The organism is Psychromarinibacter sediminicola (genome assembly GCF_029168335.1).
Lineage (GTDB): Bacteria > Pseudomonadota > Alphaproteobacteria > Rhodobacterales > Rhodobacteraceae > Psychromarinibacter > Psychromarinibacter sediminicola.
Window position 1 is genome coordinate 1 of the sequence record NZ_JARGYC010000092.1, and the last position, 15,216, is coordinate 15,216.

The following is a 15,216-nucleotide window of genomic DNA, read 5'->3' on the forward strand; positions in this document are numbered from 1 at the left end:
AGGAAGCGCTGCGCGGAGCCGGGTGACTTGAACCGAATTTGCTGCCGCTCTCGGCGTCGGGTTGGCTGATGTGAAACCTCCGCTCGGTTGTTCGAGCGTTCGCCAGTCACGTGCCGGTCGTGCAATCCCAACTCACGCAGTGCGGCGCCACAGGACCGAAGACGGTCGGTGACGATGGCATGCGGGACATAGCCCTGTCGTTTCAGGAGTTTTCGCAGCAATTCCAATGCGGCTTTCCGGTCCCGCTTTGACTGAACCAGGATGTCGAGCACTTCGCCTTCGTCGTCCACGGCGCGCCAGAGATAGACGGTCTTGCCGCCGACTCTGAGAAAGACTTCATCCAGGTGCCATCGATCTGAAGGTCTTGGTCGATGCTGACGGACCCGCTCGGCGTAGATGCCGCCGAACTTGTGGACCCATCTCCGGACGGTTTCGTAGGACACGTCGATGCCGCGTTCGGCGAGCAAGTCCTCAACGTCGCGATAGCTCAGCGCCGACCGGAAATAGAGCCAGACGGCGCGCTGGATGATCGCTGGTGGAAACCGGTGGCGAGCGTAGGTGAGGGGGAGGTATAACGATCTTTACCGTCAGGCCACTGCGACCACCAGCCGGTTAACGTGACAGTACCGTATTGCCTTTCTCCAAGAAATAAATACCCGAGAAGGGGCGTGAGACAACCTGACAAGCCTGCGAGAAATGTATCGGTTTGTATCCTTGACCTTCCATTGCGGAAGGGCGGCAGATGAAGTGACGATTTCTGAAGGATGAATCGACCATGATGCACGCAAATCGACCTAGCAACCCCCGGGGCAACAAGCTCATGCGATATGGAATGATGGCCTGCTGCGCGGTCATGCTGGTCCCCGTCGGGGCATTCTTCGTCGCGGGAGGTAGCGTTTCCGGTCTCTGGGCGAATGCCGGGGTTTTCGCCCCATTGATGCTGTGCGTCGGGGCGCACGTCATCATGCACAAGATGATGGGCAAGTCCTGTCACCGGGGGCGGTGAAGCAAACCCCAAGCTCCTCCCTGCACCCGTTCCTGGTGCCAACCATCGGCCGGAGATCGAAAGTCGGATGGGGAGCCAAGGTGTCCGTGCCGCAAGCCTTGAAAGTTAGCGCCTTGCTGCTTGCGCTCGGCGGATGCTCGAACTCGCTCGCCGCGTGTTTTCGCGATACCGGCGTGGTGTCGACCCGGGGAGAGGGTATCGCGCTTCCAAAAGGTTGCCGCGTGGCGGGCGGAACTGGCACGGACCGAACGCTCCAGTGCGATAATGGCCGACAGGGTTTTCTGTTTCGGTCATGAGCCATCTGTTTCGAAGATCACAGCACTCAAGCGACAATGGTATTGTTGCGACCGGTTGCGTGGCGGCGATCGCGCGTCCTATCGGCTTCTCCGAGAGATTTGCCGATCATTTCGCGCCACTTTTGGAGTTCCCGAAGGATGCGCCATAACATTCTGACGACGCTCCGTTTCCTAATAGTCATTGCGGCAGCGACGCTCGGGCTTCCTCCCGTCATCCATGCCGCCTCCTCCCAGCCATATCAGTCCCCCGCCGTCACGGCGCGGCTGATCTCTGCCCAGGACGGGGTGCCCGATAAAGGCCGAACCCTTTCAGCGGCGCTGGACCTGCAGCTTGGCGACGGCTGGAAGACCTACTGGCGGTCACCGGGCGAAGTCGGCATCCCGCCAACCTTGGATTGGGCGGGATCGGAAAACGTCGCAGACGCGGAATTCCTCTGGCCTGCCCCCGAACGTTTCTCGGCCTTCGGCATCGAGAACTTCGGCTACCACGACGAGGTCGTCTTCCCGCTTCGGATCGAACTCGCTCGGCCGGGAGAAGCAGCAAGGCTGCAAGCCAAAGTCTCTCTGCTCGTCTGTTCGGACATTTGCGTACCTCAGGATTTCGACCTGAGCCTGGAGTTGCCTGCCGGCAGCGGAATCGATCAGCCGGCCGCCGACCGGATTGCCGGTTTCCTCGCACTTGTTCCGGCCGAGGGGGACGGCATCGGCGTCGAACAAGCACTCGTGCATCTCGACGACAAGACGAGGGCACTTACCGTATTGCTCCGCAGCGCGAAACCGTTCAAGGACCCGGACGTCTTTCCGGAACTTGGTGCGGGCAACGCGCTCGGCAAACCGGACATCCGGCTCGGTGACGGCGGGCACAGACTGTGGGCCACGCTGCCGGTCCTTTCGACCAACGACACGACGCGTCACGATGCGATCCTCACGGTGACGGACGGGCCAGACCGGTCCTTCACCGTCACGCCGGACCGTGCCTCCGAAGCCCCAGCCCCGCCATTCAACGTCGCGGCCGTGGCCCCCGGCATCGAAACCTTGATCTGGATCGCACTGGTCGCATTCCTCGGCGGGCTGATCCTCAACGTCATGCCCTGCGTGCTCCCGGTGCTTTCGATAAAGCTCTCGACCGTCATGAAGCACGGCGAGCAGGACAAGCGCACGGTTCGCATCGGCTTCCTGGCCGCCGCCGCGGGGGCGCTGGCATTCATGTGGGGCTTGGCGCTGATCCTCTTCCTTTTGCAGCAAGCCGGCGTCGTCGTCGGCTGGGGGCTGCAATTCCAGAACCCGCTGTTCCTTGCTGCGATGGTGCTGCTGCTGTCCGTCTTCTCGGCCAACATGCTCGGCGGTTTCGAGTTCAGCCTGCCCTCGGCGCTGCAGGCGCGGCTGGCGAATTCCGGGCGAGGCCGCGGGCATGTCACGGATTTCCTGACCGGCATGTTCGCAGCCGTCATGGCGACGCCATGTTCGGCCCCGTTCCTCGGGACGGCCATCGCCTTCGCCCTCGCCGGGCGCGGCATCGATATCTTCATCGTCTTCACCAGCCTCGGGATCGGGCTGGCCGTGCCGTACCTCCTGGTCGCAGCCGTGCCGGGCGCCATTTCGCTCCTGCCGAAGCCCGGGCGCTGGATGGTGGCGTTGAGGTTTCTCCTCGGGGGCCTGCTCATGGCCACGGTGGCCTGGCTTCTCTGGGTGATGGTCGGGGTGGCCGGGACAGCCGCGGCAGCCGCCGTAGGCGGGCTGGCGCTGGCGCTGGCGGTCGCTCTCTCCGTCCCACGTCTGCCTTCGTTCGCCCGCTGGCCGATCGTCGTCGCCTTTGCCGGATTGGCCTTGGTCGCGGTCCCCCAGATGACCGAAACGGAAGCGACTGAGGTCGCGGCCTCATCCCTCGACTGGGCGCCCTTCGACCGGGCGGAAATCGCGCGGCGCGTGTCGCGCGGAGAGGTCGTCTTCGTCGATGTCACGGCCGACTGGTGCCTCACCTGCAAGGCCAACAAGGCAATGGTCATCGAGCGCGATCCCGTGCTGACCGCGCTGCGCGCCGAGGGCACCGTCCCGATGCAGGCCGACTGGACGCGACCGGACGAGACCATTTCTCGCTATCTCGAAAGATTCGGTCGCTACGGCATCCCGTTCAACGCCGTCTACGGCCCGGGCGCCCCTGACGGCATCGTGCTGTCGGAAATCCTGTCGGGTGAGGCGGTGATCAACGCGCTGCGCTCCGCCTCGGGCGACCGGGTGACCACGTCTGGCCTTTTTGATCAGGACTGGTGACCCCCGACGCTACGCGGACGCTGCCTGGCATTGGCACGGGTGAACCGCGATATTCGGGGTGTCCCGCGTGGTCTGCCAGGTGAGCAGGAACCCGGCGAACAGCAGGAGCGCACCACCATAAACGGTGCTCGCCGCCGGGATTTCCGCCAGGATCAGGAAACCAAGCAGGGTCGCCACGACCGGCGAGACGATAATGTCGATCAACGAATAGACATTGGCGTTCAGCGTCTTGAGGACCAGGGAGATCCCGAAATAGGCGAAGCCCGTTGAGACGAGTCCCAGCGCCAGAGCCCAGATGCCGACCGGGATCCCGCCCTCCCCTATGCCTGGCGTTGGTGAAAAGACCTGTCCGGGCCCAAAGATCAGCACCGAAGGAGCAAGGATCAGCGCGGCCACCAGCATCGACCAGGCAATGTCGTTTCCGGTCTCGGATTTTCCCTCGTGCCGCATGTAGGTGACCATCGCGGCATAGACGGCTCCATCAGCCAGCGCCACGAGATTGCCGAGCATGTGTCCGCCGGACAGCGGCTTGGCAAGAACGATGCCGACGATCGCGATCCCGAAGGTCAGGACGTTCCCGAGGGTCGCTCTTTCTTTCAGGAAAATGGCCGACAAGATGAAGGTAAAGAACGGTGCAACGCTCCAGAAAATCACGGCGTTCGCGATGGGAGCAAGGGTCATCGCCAGGTTGAAGACGCTGATCTGCGTCGCAATGAGCACGCCGATGATCACGGTGTCGGTCATGTTTCCCCAACGCAGCCGCAAAGGCTCACCATTCAGGACGGGCATCGTCAGCATGAGGAACAATGTCGCCGTCAGCAACGCGTAGAAGTTCAAGGTGTGGATGGGAATCAGTCCGCCGGTGAGCTTGACGAATATGCCGATCGTCGCCTCGGAGACGGTGATAAGGGCCAGCAGCGGTAGCGTGCGCATGAAACCTCCAGCCTAAGCAGACCGTGCCCGCGCTGCCCAGCACATGTCGCAGACGGAGTCGCCGTGCGACAGCGTGTGCGGACGACGGTAATGGCCCCGCGAAGCATCGCTTGCAATCAGGTCGGCGCCCGGCCAATCGTAGGTGCACCAGCTCCGGCGGAAGGTCTCCAGCGCGTCGGGATCGCCCTCCGTCTCGGCCACCCGGCGAACGAAACTCTGGGGCGGACAGCAGGTGAAATGGGTCAGGATGTCATCGCCCTCACGCCACGCTTTCAGCTCGTATCCGGGCGCTCCGGGGGCGCTGAAGGGAAAGACCAGCAGCATTCGGATGGTCCACCTCAGGCGCTGTCCGGGATCCCTCGCCACGAGCCGCACGGGCAGAGAGCTGAGGCTCAGCATCCTGCTGTAGATTTCCCAGCCGAGGTCGGCCACCATCTGTCGCGCGGTCTCGGGCGAAATGCCGGATTTCCTCAATGCGCGGTCGGCGGCGACGGTCCAGATCGCCATTTCGACCATCAGGCGGTTCCCGAAGCGGTCAAGTTCGTCCAACCGCGCGTGCCGGCGAAGAGCAACCGCTTCCCCATCCATTGCGGCCAGGTAGGAATGGATCTCAGGACCGAGCCAGCGCATCGGGCGGCCTTGCGTGTCCGTCATCTGCCGGTTGGCAATGCCGCCGCGCACTGCACGTCTGACAGTCTGCCGGATGACTTGTCGCGTGACACGAAGCCGAAGTGACGGCTGCGATCCTCGGACTCTTGCGGTCATGGTTCACCTCCTGTCTCGCCAGCACCACGGGTCACGTCGATCTTCTCGGCGCCGCTCTCGTCCAGGCACCGGGTTTCGATCTGAAGTGTGACGAAGAAGAAACCGAAAACCGATTTCAACATCGTATTCGCATCTTTCAGCAGTGCCTGCGTATCGGCGTCTTGCGAAACCCTCAGATGTCCGGAGAACACGTTGTGCCCGCTGGTCAGTGTCCAGGCGTGGACATGATGGGCATCCTGCACTCCGTCCATTGCCTCTAGGGCCTCGATCACCCCCCGCAAATCCACCTCGTCGGGCGTGCCCTCCATCAACAGCCGCGCCGCGTCGCGCAGGATGCCCCAACTCGCCCACAGCAGCACGACCCCGAATGCCATGCCGAGGATCGGGTCGATTAGCAGGAATCCCGTGAACTTGATGACCAGTGCGGTGACGATGATCAGAAGGCTCCCGACGAAGGTCTGGATGATGTGCCAGAGAGCGCCACGCACGTTGAGGTCTGTCTTGCTCTGTTTCCAGATCAGCCAGAGCGAGATCACCTCGGTAAAGAGCCCGCCCGCGGCCGCGATCAGCATCGGCCCGGTCGGCAGGTCTATCGGCGACCCGAGGCGCATCGCGGCCATGTAGATGACGACCAGTGCCATGCCGAGCAGAAAGCCACCGTTGACCAGCGCACCGATGATTTCCGAGCGATACCAGCCGAAACTGAAGGATACGTCTGCCGGGCGCTTGGCAAGCCGAGCCGCGGCAATTGCGACCAGCACGCCGCCGACAGCCGAAAAGGTATGGAACGCGTCCGAGATCACCGCGATCGACCCGGTCCACAAGCCGATGCCCATCTCGATCACGAAATACACCCCCGTCAGCCAGGCCGAAATTGCCATGCCCCGACCGCCCGAAGGCATGTGGCCGGCGTGCGGGTTGCCATGCGAACTCATCGCTCTCTCCTCCTTGCCGTGTCCTTGACCAGCGATCCAGCGGCCGGCCGCCCTGTCCGGCAGGTGACCGCGGCAGATCCTTAAAAAGGCCATCTCAGGCCCCTTCGGCACTACGTCACCCCTGGAGATCCCGGAGAGCGTAATCGACGACCTGTCTTCGAGGGTCGTCTTGAGCCGCGGCTTCGAGCAGTTCCTGCGCACGGCTGTAGGCCTCGATGGCGTTCTTGCGCTCGTTCAGGACCTTGTAGGCATTGCCAAGTCTCATCCACCCGTCCAGGTCGTCCGGTTCCGCTTCCAGCCGGGATGCAAGACGATCGACCATCGACCTGATAAAGTCGGCTCTGTCGCCCTCGGACATGTCGCGCGCCGCCGCAACGTCTGCGGCACTGGGACCGCGCGGAGCTTCGGACGCGTAGTCCGAAACCGCGACGCGCGGCTTGCCTGTCTCCTGTGCGAGACGATTGATCCGGGCCACGTAGCTATCCATCCAGGCCGCATATCCGTTCGCTTCCGTCAGGCGGGTCGTGAGCACATCGTAGGCCTTGGCATCGTCGCCTCCCTGGCTTTCGGCCAGCGCGGCGTAGAATGTGGCCGCCGGGTTCATTGCGTCGATCTCCAGGGCACGTTCGATTGCCGCCTCGGCGCGCGGAACCACCGTCCCGGCGTTGGCCCCGATCAAGGCTTCTGCCAGCATCGACCAGGTCGCCGAGGTTGCATCCGAGCGGTCCGCGACCGTCTCGAAGGCCCTCACGGCGTCCTCGAAGCGCTGCATCCGCATGTAGGTCTGACCGAGAAGCATCCAGCCTTCGCTCGCGCCGCCATTCGGATCGTTCTGCAAGCGATCATGGAGTTGCTGCGCCAGGTCCACGATCCGGGCCTCCTCCGCGCGCTCGGGGGCCCTATCCGCGAATGCCAGGGCCGGGACGTCAGGAGCCCCGTTCACGGTGTAGTATCCAAAGGCCATGAGCGGGACGAAAAGCGCGGCAAGGATCGCGCCGGCCCGTCCGCCGCCTGCGCCGGGACCATGTTCTTCACTCGTTGTTCTGCGAACGACAGACAGAATGCGTTTCTTGATCTCCAGTTCCGCGGCCTTGGCTTCGGCGGCGGAAATAAGACCACAGTCCAGATCACGCCGGACTTCTTCCAGCTGATCGGCGAGCACCGCCGGGACCGCGTCGGAGGGAACGACGGCTGCCGTATCCGGCCTGAAGATCGGAAAGAGCGCGAATGCTGTCGCGACAAGAGCCATTACAAGGAAAGCAACCCAGATCATTTTTCGTCTCCCCTACCATGTCTTGCGAGGACCTGGGCGACGAGCGCCTCTTCCTCATCGCTGAGGGCCTCGACCGAAGCGCGTCGCCGTGCTCTCCAGAGGAGTATTCCGCCAATCGCGAATGCGGCAGCGGGCAGAGCGAACGGCGCGATCCAGAGCGCGTAGGTCTGCGGCTTGAACGGAGGTTTGAACAGGACGAAATCGCCATAGCGGGCGCGGACGAAGTCGATGACCGCCTCGTTGCTGTCACCCGTTGTCAACCGCTCGCGCACCAGAAGGCGAAGGTCGCGTGCCACGCCTGCATTCGAACTGTCGATATCCTGGTTCTGACAAACGACGCAGCGCAGCTCCCTCGATATCTCGCGGGCCCGCGCTTCGAGGTTCGGGTCAGCCAGCATCTCGTCCGGCTCCACGGCATTCGCGAGCCCCGGCAACCCAAGCATGATGATCAGAAACAGGGTCCGGATCATGAACCCAACTCCCGCTCAAGGGCCCCGGCCTGGGTCAGTGCGGTGGTAAACTTCGCGACGGCTTTCTCCCCTACGATGGGGCCTACATAGCGGTAGAGCACCGTCCCATCGCGGCCGACGATGAAGGTTTCGGGGACGCCCGATATGCCCCATTCGATGCCCGCGCGTCCTGAGAGATCCGAGCCGATCCGCTCGTAGGGATTGCCCAGATCCGAGAGCCAGGTCGCGGCGTCCTCGGGCTCGTCCTTGTAATTGATCCCGAAGAGACGCAGGCCGTGACGCTCGACGAACCGTGTCAGCACGGCATGCTCGGCCTTGCACGGGACGCACCACGAGGCGAAGACGTTGACGACCACGGGGCCCGGGTTGTCCGTCAGGTCTGCGCGCCCCAGGCCCGGCACATCGACGCCCGGAACGGAAGGCAGATCGAATTCCGGTGCAGGTTGCGAAATCAGGACCGACGGAATTTCGCTCGGGTCGCGTTCGGGATTCAGCCCCCAGAGGAAAAATCCTCCGAGCACTACGGCGACAGCCAACGGCACCACTGCAAACAGGCGTTTCATGGGGTCTCCTATTCTGCAGGCAGGCGCAGGTCGCTTTGGGGCCGGGTTCGACGCGGCACCCCCACGCGCAGCCTCCGATCCGAAAGCGAGAGCGCGCCGCCTGCCACCAGCATCAAGGCACCGAGCCAGATGAAATTGACCAGCGGTTCGTAGAGAATGCGCAGCGTCCAGGCTTCGCCGCTGGCCGCCTCTTCCGAGGCGGGCTCACTGATCGAAGCATAAAGGTCGCCCGCAAGTGTAGACCGGATCGCGGATTCCGTGGTCGTGCTTGGCGCCACAGGATAGCTCCGCCGCTCCGGGTAGAGCGTTGTCACCGGCTCGCCGTCTCGCCGGACCTCGAGCCTGCCGCGATCCGCGATGTAATTCGGGCCGCGCAGACGCTCGGCACCGGTAAAGGTCACGTCGAATCCGGCGATCGTTACGTCGGTCCCCGGCGTGACAAAGACGATCTCTTCGCTCTTCCAGGCGCTTGATCCGATCATGCCGATCATTGCCACGGCGAGGCCGACGTGCGCCAGCGTCATGCCGTGCGATGCACGCGGCAGATTGCGCGCCCGGCGCAGCGTCTCGCTCAGAGGAGCTTCCATGAATTTGATCCGCAACGCCCATTCCCGGAGAGTCGCCAGAAGCAGCCATACGGCGATCAGAATGGAAACATAGGCCAGGAAAGGACCGCCGCTGATCAGGTACCAGACGGCGAGCGTGACAAGAACCGCCAGCCCGGCGACGAACCGGATCCGTTGAAGAACGCCGGCAAGATCCGCGCGCTTCCATGACAGGAAGGGGCCGGCACCCATGAAAAGGCCGAGCACGAGCATCATGGGCACGAACGCCGCGTTGAAGAAGGGCGGTCCGACGGAGATCTTGTCGCCCGTGAGGGCCTCGAGGAGCAAGGGATATAAGGTTCCGAACAGGACGGTTCCGGTTGCGGCCGCCAGGATCAGATTATTGACCAAAAGCCCGGCCTCGCGGCTGATCGGACGGAACAATCCGCCGCCCTCCATGACCGGCGCGCGCCAGGCGTAGAGCGCCAGCGAGCCGCCGATGGAAAGGGCCAGGAGCCCGAGGATGTAGATCCCCCGCTCCGGATCCACGGCGAAGGCATGGACCGAGGTGAGCAGGCCCGAGCGCACGATGAAGGTGCCCAGAAGCGACAGCGAGAACGTCAGGATGGCCAGGAGAATGGTCCAGCTTTTGAATGCATCGCGTTTCTCGGTCACGATGGCCGAATGCAGGAGTGCCGTGCCGAGCAACCAGGGCATAAAGCTGACGTTTTCGACCGGATCCCAGAACCACCAGCCGCCCCAACCCAGCTCGTAATAGGCCCACCACGACCCAAGGGCGATCCCCGCGGTCAGGCTCATCCATGCGGCTAGGGTCCAGGGCCGGACCCATCGCGCCCAGGCGGCATCGATGCGTCCCTCGATCAGGCCCGCGACCGCGAAGGAGAACACGATCGAGAAGCCGACATAGCCGAAATAGAGCAAGGGCGGATGCATCGCGAGCCCCACGTCCTGCAGCAAGGGATTGAGGTCGCTGCCGTCCGCGGGAGGCGGGAATACGCGGTCGAACGGATTGGAGGTGAACAGCAGGAAAGACAGGAACCCGACGCTGATCCAGGCCTGCACGGACAGCGTGCGCGCCTTCGTGGCTGCCGGGATGTTCGATCCCAGCACGGCCACGCCGGCACCGAATACCGTTAGGATCAGCACCCAAAGAAGCAACGAGCCTTCGTGACTGCCCCAGGTCCCCGCGATCTTGAACAGCAGTGGCTTCATGGAATGCGAGTTCTCCGCCACGTTCCTGACGGTGAAGTCGCTGACCACGAATGACCGCATCAGCGCCGCGAAGGCCACTCCAACGAAAAACACCTGCCCGATCGCGGAAGACCGGGCAGACTGCATCCACCGCACGTTGCCGCGTGAGGCCCCGAGGATTGGCAGGACGCTCTGGATCACGGCGAGGGACAAGGCCAACGCGAGGGCGAAATGCCCGATCTCAGGTATCATGATGTCTGTCCCTCTGTCTGTCTTTCATTGGTCCTGATGCGTCACGCCTCGCGCCTCACTCGTCGAGAGCGGCCTTGCGGCGGCGGTACTCCTCTTCGTCGATTTCACCTTTCGCCAGCCGCTGACGCAGGGTTTCGAGCGCGTCCGAGGACTTGCCGCCGGCGCCGCTGTTGTCTCGCAGCCAGTGAACCGCCAGCACGATCAGGGCGATGATCACGCCCCAGAAGACCAGCATCATCAGGCCGCCGAAGACGCCGTAGCCGCCGCCCCACATCATGTGTCCCTCCCATGAGCCGTCGGGATCGGCCAGGGCCGTAGAGGCGGCAAGGCTCGCAAGGGTAGTCAAACTCCAAAGCTTGAAGGTCATCGTTTTCTCCTTTCATCAGGTGTTTTCGGGGCGAGCGGGATCGAGACCGCCGCGCGCAGCCCGCCGGTTTCGCGGTTGCCAAGGGTGATGTCACCGCCATGCGCACGGACGATCGTCCGCGCGATCGACAGGCCCAGGCCGTGTCCTCCGGTTTCGAGCGAGCGCGACTCCTCGATCCGGTAGAAGGGGTCGAAGACCTTCTCGAGCTTGTCCCGGGGAATGCCGGGACCATTGTCCTCGACCGTCAACACGAGCGTATCGCCCTGGCGATGCCAACCGACCGTGGCGCCGCCCCCGTAGCGGTCGGCGTTCTCGATCACGTTGCGCAGCGCCCGCCGCATGGCGTTCGGCCGCAGGCGCGCTTCGATCCGGGGGGCGGCGTCGATGGCGAACCCGCCGGGCATGTCCGCGCTCAGGGCCTCGAGAAAGTCGTGCAGATCGACGGTCTCGGGCTGCTCCGACCCGGTCAGCCCGCGCGCGAAGGTCAGCGTCGCATCGACCATGCCCTGCATTTCCTCGACCGAGGCGACCAGACTGTCGCGCGTCTCGGTGTCGTCGACCATCTCGGCCTGCACGCGCATGGCGGTCAGCGGCGAGCGCAGGTCATGCCCCAGCGCGGCCAGCATCCGCGTCCGGTCACCCACGAAGCGGGTCAGGCGATCCTGCATGCGGTTGAAGGCCCCGGTCAGGTCGCGCACCTCGGTCGGTCCCGCTATGGGAAGCTCGGCCACGTCCTCGCCGCGGCCAAGGCTGTCGGCCGCACGGGCCAGCCTCCGCAACGGGCCGGTCAGGCGCGTCATGACGAACCAGATCACCACGACGAGCAGAAGCCCGGCCGACAGGGCGAAGGTGAGCATGGAATAGGCCGGCCACTGGATCGGCGGCCGTTCAAAGCGCGTGCCCACGTTGAGCCAGTGGCCGCCGCGGATGGCGATGGAAAGGTTCATCTCGACCGCCGTCAGTTCGCCGCGCATCATCGCCATGTGCATGTCGGTCATTTCGCGCGACAGGTTCGGCAGCGGCATCAGCTCGCCTTCGACCTCGTGCAGTTCGACGCGGATATCCCGGCTGAAGCTGTCATCGAGCAGGGTCCGGATGCGGGCCTCGACAAGGCCACCGTCGGAATGATCCGTGTGTTGGATCGACGCGGTTTCGGACAACTCGAAACGCACCAGTGGCGAATTCGCGGCCCTGAGGATCGAGTCGTGCAGATCGGGCGGCGCTTCCTCGATCAGCCGCGCCACGTTCGCCGCCCGGCCTGCCGCCTCGAACCCCAGGGCGGCGCGGATCGCGAGGCTTCGTTCATCGGCGAAGAGAAAAAGGCTGACCAGTTGGGCCGCGACTAGTGCTGCGACGACGAGCAGGATCAACTGGACCCGCAGTGAACTGATCTGCCGCGATATCACGCCTGCTCCTCCACATCCGTGGCCAGGCAATAGCCGCCGTTGCGCACCGTCCTGATGATCCTCGGACGCAGGACATCGGGCTCGATCTTGCGGCGCAGGCGGCTGATCTGGTTGTCGATCGTCCGGTCGAGCGGTCCCGCCGTGCGGCCCGCCGTCAGGTCGAGCAGCTGGTCGCGGCTCAGCACCATCCGCGCGCGCTCGAGCATGACGACCAGCAGCCGGAACTCGGAGTCGGTGAGAGGAATCTCGCCCTGTTCGTCGTCGATGAGGATCTGCCGGTCGGTGTCGAGCACGAGATGCTCGAACCGCACGGTCCGCCCGGCCAGCTTGCCTGCAAGGGGTTCACCCCGGCTGCTCCGCCGCAGGACCGACCTGATCCGGGCCAGCAGTTCGCGCGGGTTGAACGGCTTGGCAAGGTAGTCGTCGGCGCCGAGTTCCAGCCCGGCGATGCGGTCCGCATCCTCGCCGAGCGCCGTCAGCATGATGATCGGCACGGCGCCTGCCGCAGCAAGTCTCCGACAGACCGAGAGCCCGTCCTCGCCGGGCATCATCACGTCCAGCACGACAAGGTCGAAATGTCCGCCCGCAAGTTTCGCGTCCATGTCGGCGGCGTCCTTCGCCGAGGTCGCGCGCATCCCGTTCTTTTCTAGGTATCGCGTCACGCTCTCGCGGATCTGCACGTGGTCGTCGACGACAAGGATATGAGGCAGGGGTCCCATGACTTCGTCCTACCGGAACGGCGGTTCCGGTTTCAGCAACGGATTTGTAGCGGATTGTATCAGGCAATCGCTTTGCGACAGACCGTTACAATTCGGATAATGCGGAGACATTCAATTCCGCGCAATCATTCCCACGTCATGGGTGGCAACCCAGATAACAGGAGGAATTCATGCGAACAGCCGCAAGAACAGCAAGCATTCTCGCAATCTCCGTGCTGACCGCCGGAGCAGCTTTGGCCGACAGCGGTCATCACGGCAACGATGCCGCGGGGCCTGGCGTGGGCCGCAACGCCAAGCCAATGGGCGCCGACCGGCACGAGATGATGCAGGGCATGATGCGGATGATGATGCAGATGCATGGCTCGGGCGCAATGGGCCCGGGAATGGGCTTCATGGGCGGGCCCGGAATGGGCAGCATGTCCATGATGGACCGTGATATGATGCAGATGATGATGGGTCCGGACATGATGGACGGCATGCCCGGCCAGATGATGCTGTCGCGCCTCGAGGAATACGACTCCGATGGTGATGGCGAACTGAGCCTTGACGATTTTGCCGCCTGGCACGCTGCGATGCTCCGCGAGACGATGGTCGATCGGTTCCAGCATCTCGACGCGGACGGGGATGGCGCGATCACGTCGGAGGAAATGAAGGCCCTCGCCGGCCGGATGAACCGGATGCGCGAGGGCGACGAAGACGACCGCCGGATGATGCGTGACGAAGACATGGACGACCGGCCGATGATGAGGAACATGCCGGACCAGAACTGAACCGGCGCCATCGCGTCGCCCCGAGGCCCGGTCCTTCGGATCGGGCCAGACCATTCAAACAGGAGTAGTTACATGAACTACACGCACGACCGCCTGCTAAAAGGTATCTCCATCGACGATGCCGAGGCGCGCCTCCGCGCGTCGCTTTCGGATGCCGGCTTCGGCGTCCTGACCGAGATCGACGTCAAGGAGACCATGAAGAAGAAGATCGGCGCCGAGATGGATGGCTACCGCATCCTCGGCGCCTGCAACCCGAAGATGGCCTACGAGGCGATCGGGATCGAGCCGCGCGTCGGCGCCATGCTGCCCTGCAACGTGATCCTGCGCGAAACCGATGACGGCACCGAGATCAGCGCGATCGACCCCGTCGCATCGATGACGGCCATCGACAACGACGACCTGCACACCGTCGCGGGCCAGGTGCGCGACATGCTTGTCGGGGCCGTCGATGCCGCCTGATTCCGTCCGATCATGACGCTTGCCGCGATTGCAGTGGGGGTGGGCTTCGTCGGCCTTGTCGGGTTCTTCCACCACTACGCACTCTATTCACTGGGGCGGGTGGCATCGCGGTCGGGTTCGAGTTCGACGTTCGCGATACAGTTAACCTTCGTCGGCCTACTGCTTCTCCACGTGGCCGAGATCATGGCCCTCGCTGCGGCGAACCTGTGGCTCCTGGGATGGGACGGCTTCGGCGGGCGGGCATCGGCGGTGCCTCTCGGCTGGGCGGACGCCATCTACCTAACCGGGGTGAACTTCACCACGCTGGGCTACACCACGATCGAGTTGACCGGTGCCATCCGGATCGTGACCATGCTGCAATCCCTGGGCGGCTTCATGATCCTGACGTGGTCGGCCACATACCTTTATACCGTGTGCCGGAGAAGCTGGCGAAGAGCCGAGATCGAATGACGGAAGCCACGGGGAACCAGAAGCTCAGGATCGCCGCGGCGGGCGCCGGCGTCTTCCTGCTAGCCGCCTTTGTCGTGGCGTGGCTGAGCCGCCTGCACTTTTGGCGGTCCGTACTGGCCACGATGACCGGGATTCTGCCGGCAAGCTTCGTGCTCGCGTATTTCGGAAGCGTGGCCATGGCGGGGTGTCAGAGGAGACTGGCTTGAGGCGGGGCAGGGCCGTCGGTAGCTTCTGCCAATGACCCGACCCTGCCCATTCAAGTATTTCAAGACGTCGCGCGAGATCATCCGTCTCGCGGTGATGATGTATGTCCGGTTCCCGCTTTCGCTGCGGAATGTCGAAGACCTGCTGCATGAACGTGGGATCGACGTCAGCCACGAAGCGGTCCGGTTCTGGTGGCACCGATTCGGCCCGATGTTTGCCGCGGAGATCCGCAAGCGCCGGATCGAGGGGATGCGGTCGAGCCAGTGGCGATGGCACCTCGACGAGATGTTCGTGAAGATCAACGGCGAGAGGCATTACCT

At 63.8% G+C, this 15,216-nt stretch carries 18 protein-coding genes; 7 read left to right on the forward strand and 11 right to left on the reverse strand.

Annotated features, from left to right (window positions below):
* A partial coding sequence (locus P1J78_RS21930; protein ID WP_275569538.1) for an IS6 family transposase occupies window positions 1-530 on the reverse strand: 530 nt, incomplete at its 3' end.
* A gap of 323 nt (window positions 531-853) precedes the next feature.
* Between P1J78_RS21930 and P1J78_RS21935 the strand changes: the two genes are divergently transcribed.
* Window positions 854-1,006 (forward strand): DUF2933 domain-containing protein, encoded by a 153-nt coding sequence (locus tag P1J78_RS21935; RefSeq protein WP_275569523.1) that lies wholly within the window; start codon window positions 854-856, stop codon window positions 1,004-1,006.
* A gap of 434 nt (window positions 1,007-1,440) precedes the next feature.
* Window positions 1,441-3,573: a protein-disulfide reductase DsbD family protein gene (locus P1J78_RS21940; RefSeq protein ID WP_275569524.1), complete on the forward strand. Its 2,133-nt coding sequence runs from the start codon at window positions 1,441-1,443 to the stop codon at window positions 3,571-3,573.
* 9 nt (window positions 3,574-3,582) lie between these two features.
* Here the strand turns inward: P1J78_RS21940 and P1J78_RS21945 are convergent, their stop codons facing one another.
* From P1J78_RS21945 to P1J78_RS21990, 10 genes are all read right to left on the reverse strand, one after another.
* Window positions 3,583-4,506, reverse strand: coding sequence for an EamA family transporter (locus P1J78_RS21945; protein ID WP_275569525.1), 924 nt, complete (start codon window positions 4,504-4,506; stop codon window positions 3,583-3,585).
* Window positions 4,507-4,518: 12 nt separating this feature from the next.
* A complete protein-coding gene (locus P1J78_RS21950) occupies window positions 4,519-5,160 on the reverse strand; it encodes a hypothetical protein (protein ID WP_275569526.1) in 642 nt (213 codons plus the stop codon).
* Window positions 5,161-5,267: 107 nt separating this feature from the next.
* The gene (locus P1J78_RS21955; protein WP_275569527.1) at window positions 5,268-6,206 is read right to left on the reverse strand and encodes a cation diffusion facilitator family transporter; all 939 of its coding nucleotides are present in this window, start codon (window positions 6,204-6,206) and stop codon (window positions 5,268-5,270) included.
* A gap of 115 nt (window positions 6,207-6,321) precedes the next feature.
* Window positions 6,322-7,479 carry a c-type cytochrome biogenesis protein CcmI gene (gene ccmI, locus P1J78_RS21960; RefSeq protein WP_275569528.1) on the reverse strand — a complete coding sequence of 386 codons (1,158 nt, stop codon included), beginning with the start codon at window positions 7,477-7,479 and terminating at the stop codon, window positions 6,322-6,324.
* Window positions 7,476-7,949 (reverse strand): cytochrome c-type biogenesis protein, encoded by a 474-nt coding sequence (locus P1J78_RS21965; RefSeq protein ID WP_275569529.1) that lies wholly within the window; start codon window positions 7,947-7,949, stop codon window positions 7,476-7,478. Before P1J78_RS21965 ends, ccmI begins: the two co-directional genes overlap by 4 nt.
* Window positions 7,946-8,512, reverse strand: coding sequence for a DsbE family thiol:disulfide interchange protein (locus tag P1J78_RS21970; protein WP_275569530.1), 567 nt, complete (start codon window positions 8,510-8,512; stop codon window positions 7,946-7,948). The genes P1J78_RS21965 and P1J78_RS21970 overlap by 4 nt, the downstream gene beginning before the upstream one ends.
* A gap of 8 nt (window positions 8,513-8,520) precedes the next feature.
* On the reverse strand, window positions 8,521-10,521 hold the full coding sequence (locus P1J78_RS21975; RefSeq protein WP_275569531.1) for a heme lyase CcmF/NrfE family subunit: 2,001 nt from the start codon (window positions 10,519-10,521) through the stop codon (window positions 8,521-8,523).
* A 55-nt stretch (window positions 10,522-10,576) separates the two neighbouring features.
* Entirely contained in the window at window positions 10,577-10,888 is a 312-nt protein-coding gene (locus P1J78_RS21980; RefSeq protein ID WP_275569532.1) for an SHOCT domain-containing protein, read from the reverse strand.
* The gene (locus P1J78_RS21985) at window positions 10,885-12,258 is read right to left on the reverse strand and encodes an ATP-binding protein (protein ID WP_275569533.1); all 1,374 of its coding nucleotides are present in this window, start codon (window positions 12,256-12,258) and stop codon (window positions 10,885-10,887) included. The genes P1J78_RS21980 and P1J78_RS21985 overlap by 4 nt, the downstream gene beginning before the upstream one ends.
* Before the next feature lie 32 nt (window positions 12,259-12,290).
* Window positions 12,291-13,013, reverse strand: coding sequence for a response regulator (locus P1J78_RS21990; protein WP_275569534.1), 723 nt, complete (start codon window positions 13,011-13,013; stop codon window positions 12,291-12,293).
* 170 nt (window positions 13,014-13,183) lie between these two features.
* On the opposite strand from P1J78_RS21990, the gene P1J78_RS21995 reads away from it, so the two are divergent.
* From P1J78_RS21995 to P1J78_RS22015, 5 genes are all read left to right on the forward strand, one after another.
* Window positions 13,184-13,783, forward strand: a complete 600-nt coding sequence (locus P1J78_RS21995) for an EF-hand domain-containing protein (protein ID WP_275569535.1) — start codon at window positions 13,184-13,186, stop codon at window positions 13,781-13,783.
* A gap of 72 nt (window positions 13,784-13,855) precedes the next feature.
* Window positions 13,856-14,242, forward strand: a complete 387-nt coding sequence (locus P1J78_RS22000) for a DUF302 domain-containing protein (protein WP_275569536.1) — start codon at window positions 13,856-13,858, stop codon at window positions 14,240-14,242.
* Window positions 14,243-14,254: 12 nt separating this feature from the next.
* Window positions 14,255-14,692, forward strand: a complete 438-nt coding sequence (locus tag P1J78_RS22005; RefSeq protein ID WP_275569537.1) for an ion channel — start codon at window positions 14,255-14,257, stop codon at window positions 14,690-14,692.
* On the forward strand, window positions 14,689-14,898 hold the full coding sequence (locus P1J78_RS25485) for a hypothetical protein (protein WP_374213399.1): 210 nt from the start codon (window positions 14,689-14,691) through the stop codon (window positions 14,896-14,898). Before P1J78_RS22005 ends, P1J78_RS25485 begins: the two co-directional genes overlap by 4 nt.
* 31 nt (window positions 14,899-14,929) lie before the next feature.
* Window positions 14,930-15,216 (forward strand): transposase family protein (locus tag P1J78_RS22015; protein WP_510177808.1); only part of this gene is annotated, 287 nt, incomplete at its 3' end.

Excerpts from the sequence above, each read along its gene's own strand:
- P1J78_RS22005 (WP_275569537.1), top strand. The coding sequence starts at position 14,255 with ATGACGCTTGCCGCGATTGCAGTGGGGGTGGGCTTCGTCGGCCTTGTC.
- ccmI (WP_275569528.1), bottom strand. The coding sequence starts at position 7,479 with ATGATCTGGGTTGCTTTCCTTGTAATGGCTCTTGTCGCGACAGCATTC.
- P1J78_RS21950 (WP_275569526.1), bottom strand. The coding sequence starts at position 5,160 with ATGACGGACACGCAAGGCCGCCCGATGCGCTGGCTCGGTCCTGAGATC.
- P1J78_RS21995 (WP_275569535.1), top strand. The coding sequence starts at position 13,184 with ATGCGAACAGCCGCAAGAACAGCAAGCATTCTCGCAATCTCCGTGCTG.
- P1J78_RS21945 (WP_275569525.1), bottom strand. The coding sequence starts at position 4,506 with ATGCGCACGCTACCGCTGCTGGCCCTTATCACCGTCTCCGAGGCGACG.
- P1J78_RS21965 (WP_275569529.1), bottom strand. The coding sequence starts at position 7,949 with ATGATCCGGACCCTGTTTCTGATCATCATGCTTGGGTTGCCGGGGCTC.
- P1J78_RS21990 (WP_275569534.1), bottom strand. The coding sequence starts at position 13,013 with ATGGGACCCCTGCCTCATATCCTTGTCGTCGACGACCACGTGCAGATC.
- P1J78_RS22000 (WP_275569536.1), top strand. The coding sequence starts at position 13,856 with ATGAACTACACGCACGACCGCCTGCTAAAAGGTATCTCCATCGACGAT.
- P1J78_RS25485 (WP_374213399.1), top strand. The coding sequence starts at position 14,689 with ATGACGGAAGCCACGGGGAACCAGAAGCTCAGGATCGCCGCGGCGGGC.
- P1J78_RS21975 (WP_275569531.1), bottom strand. The coding sequence starts at position 10,521 with ATGATACCTGAGATCGGGCATTTCGCCCTCGCGTTGGCCTTGTCCCTC.
- P1J78_RS21935 (WP_275569523.1), top strand. The coding sequence starts at position 854 with ATGCTGGTCCCCGTCGGGGCATTCTTCGTCGCGGGAGGTAGCGTTTCC.
- P1J78_RS21955 (WP_275569527.1), bottom strand. The coding sequence starts at position 6,206 with ATGAGTTCGCATGGCAACCCGCACGCCGGCCACATGCCTTCGGGCGGT.
- P1J78_RS21980 (WP_275569532.1), bottom strand. The coding sequence starts at position 10,888 with ATGACCTTCAAGCTTTGGAGTTTGACTACCCTTGCGAGCCTTGCCGCC.
- P1J78_RS21940 (WP_275569524.1), top strand. The coding sequence starts at position 1,441 with ATGCGCCATAACATTCTGACGACGCTCCGTTTCCTAATAGTCATTGCG.
- P1J78_RS21970 (WP_275569530.1), bottom strand. The coding sequence starts at position 8,512 with ATGAAACGCCTGTTTGCAGTGGTGCCGTTGGCTGTCGCCGTAGTGCTC.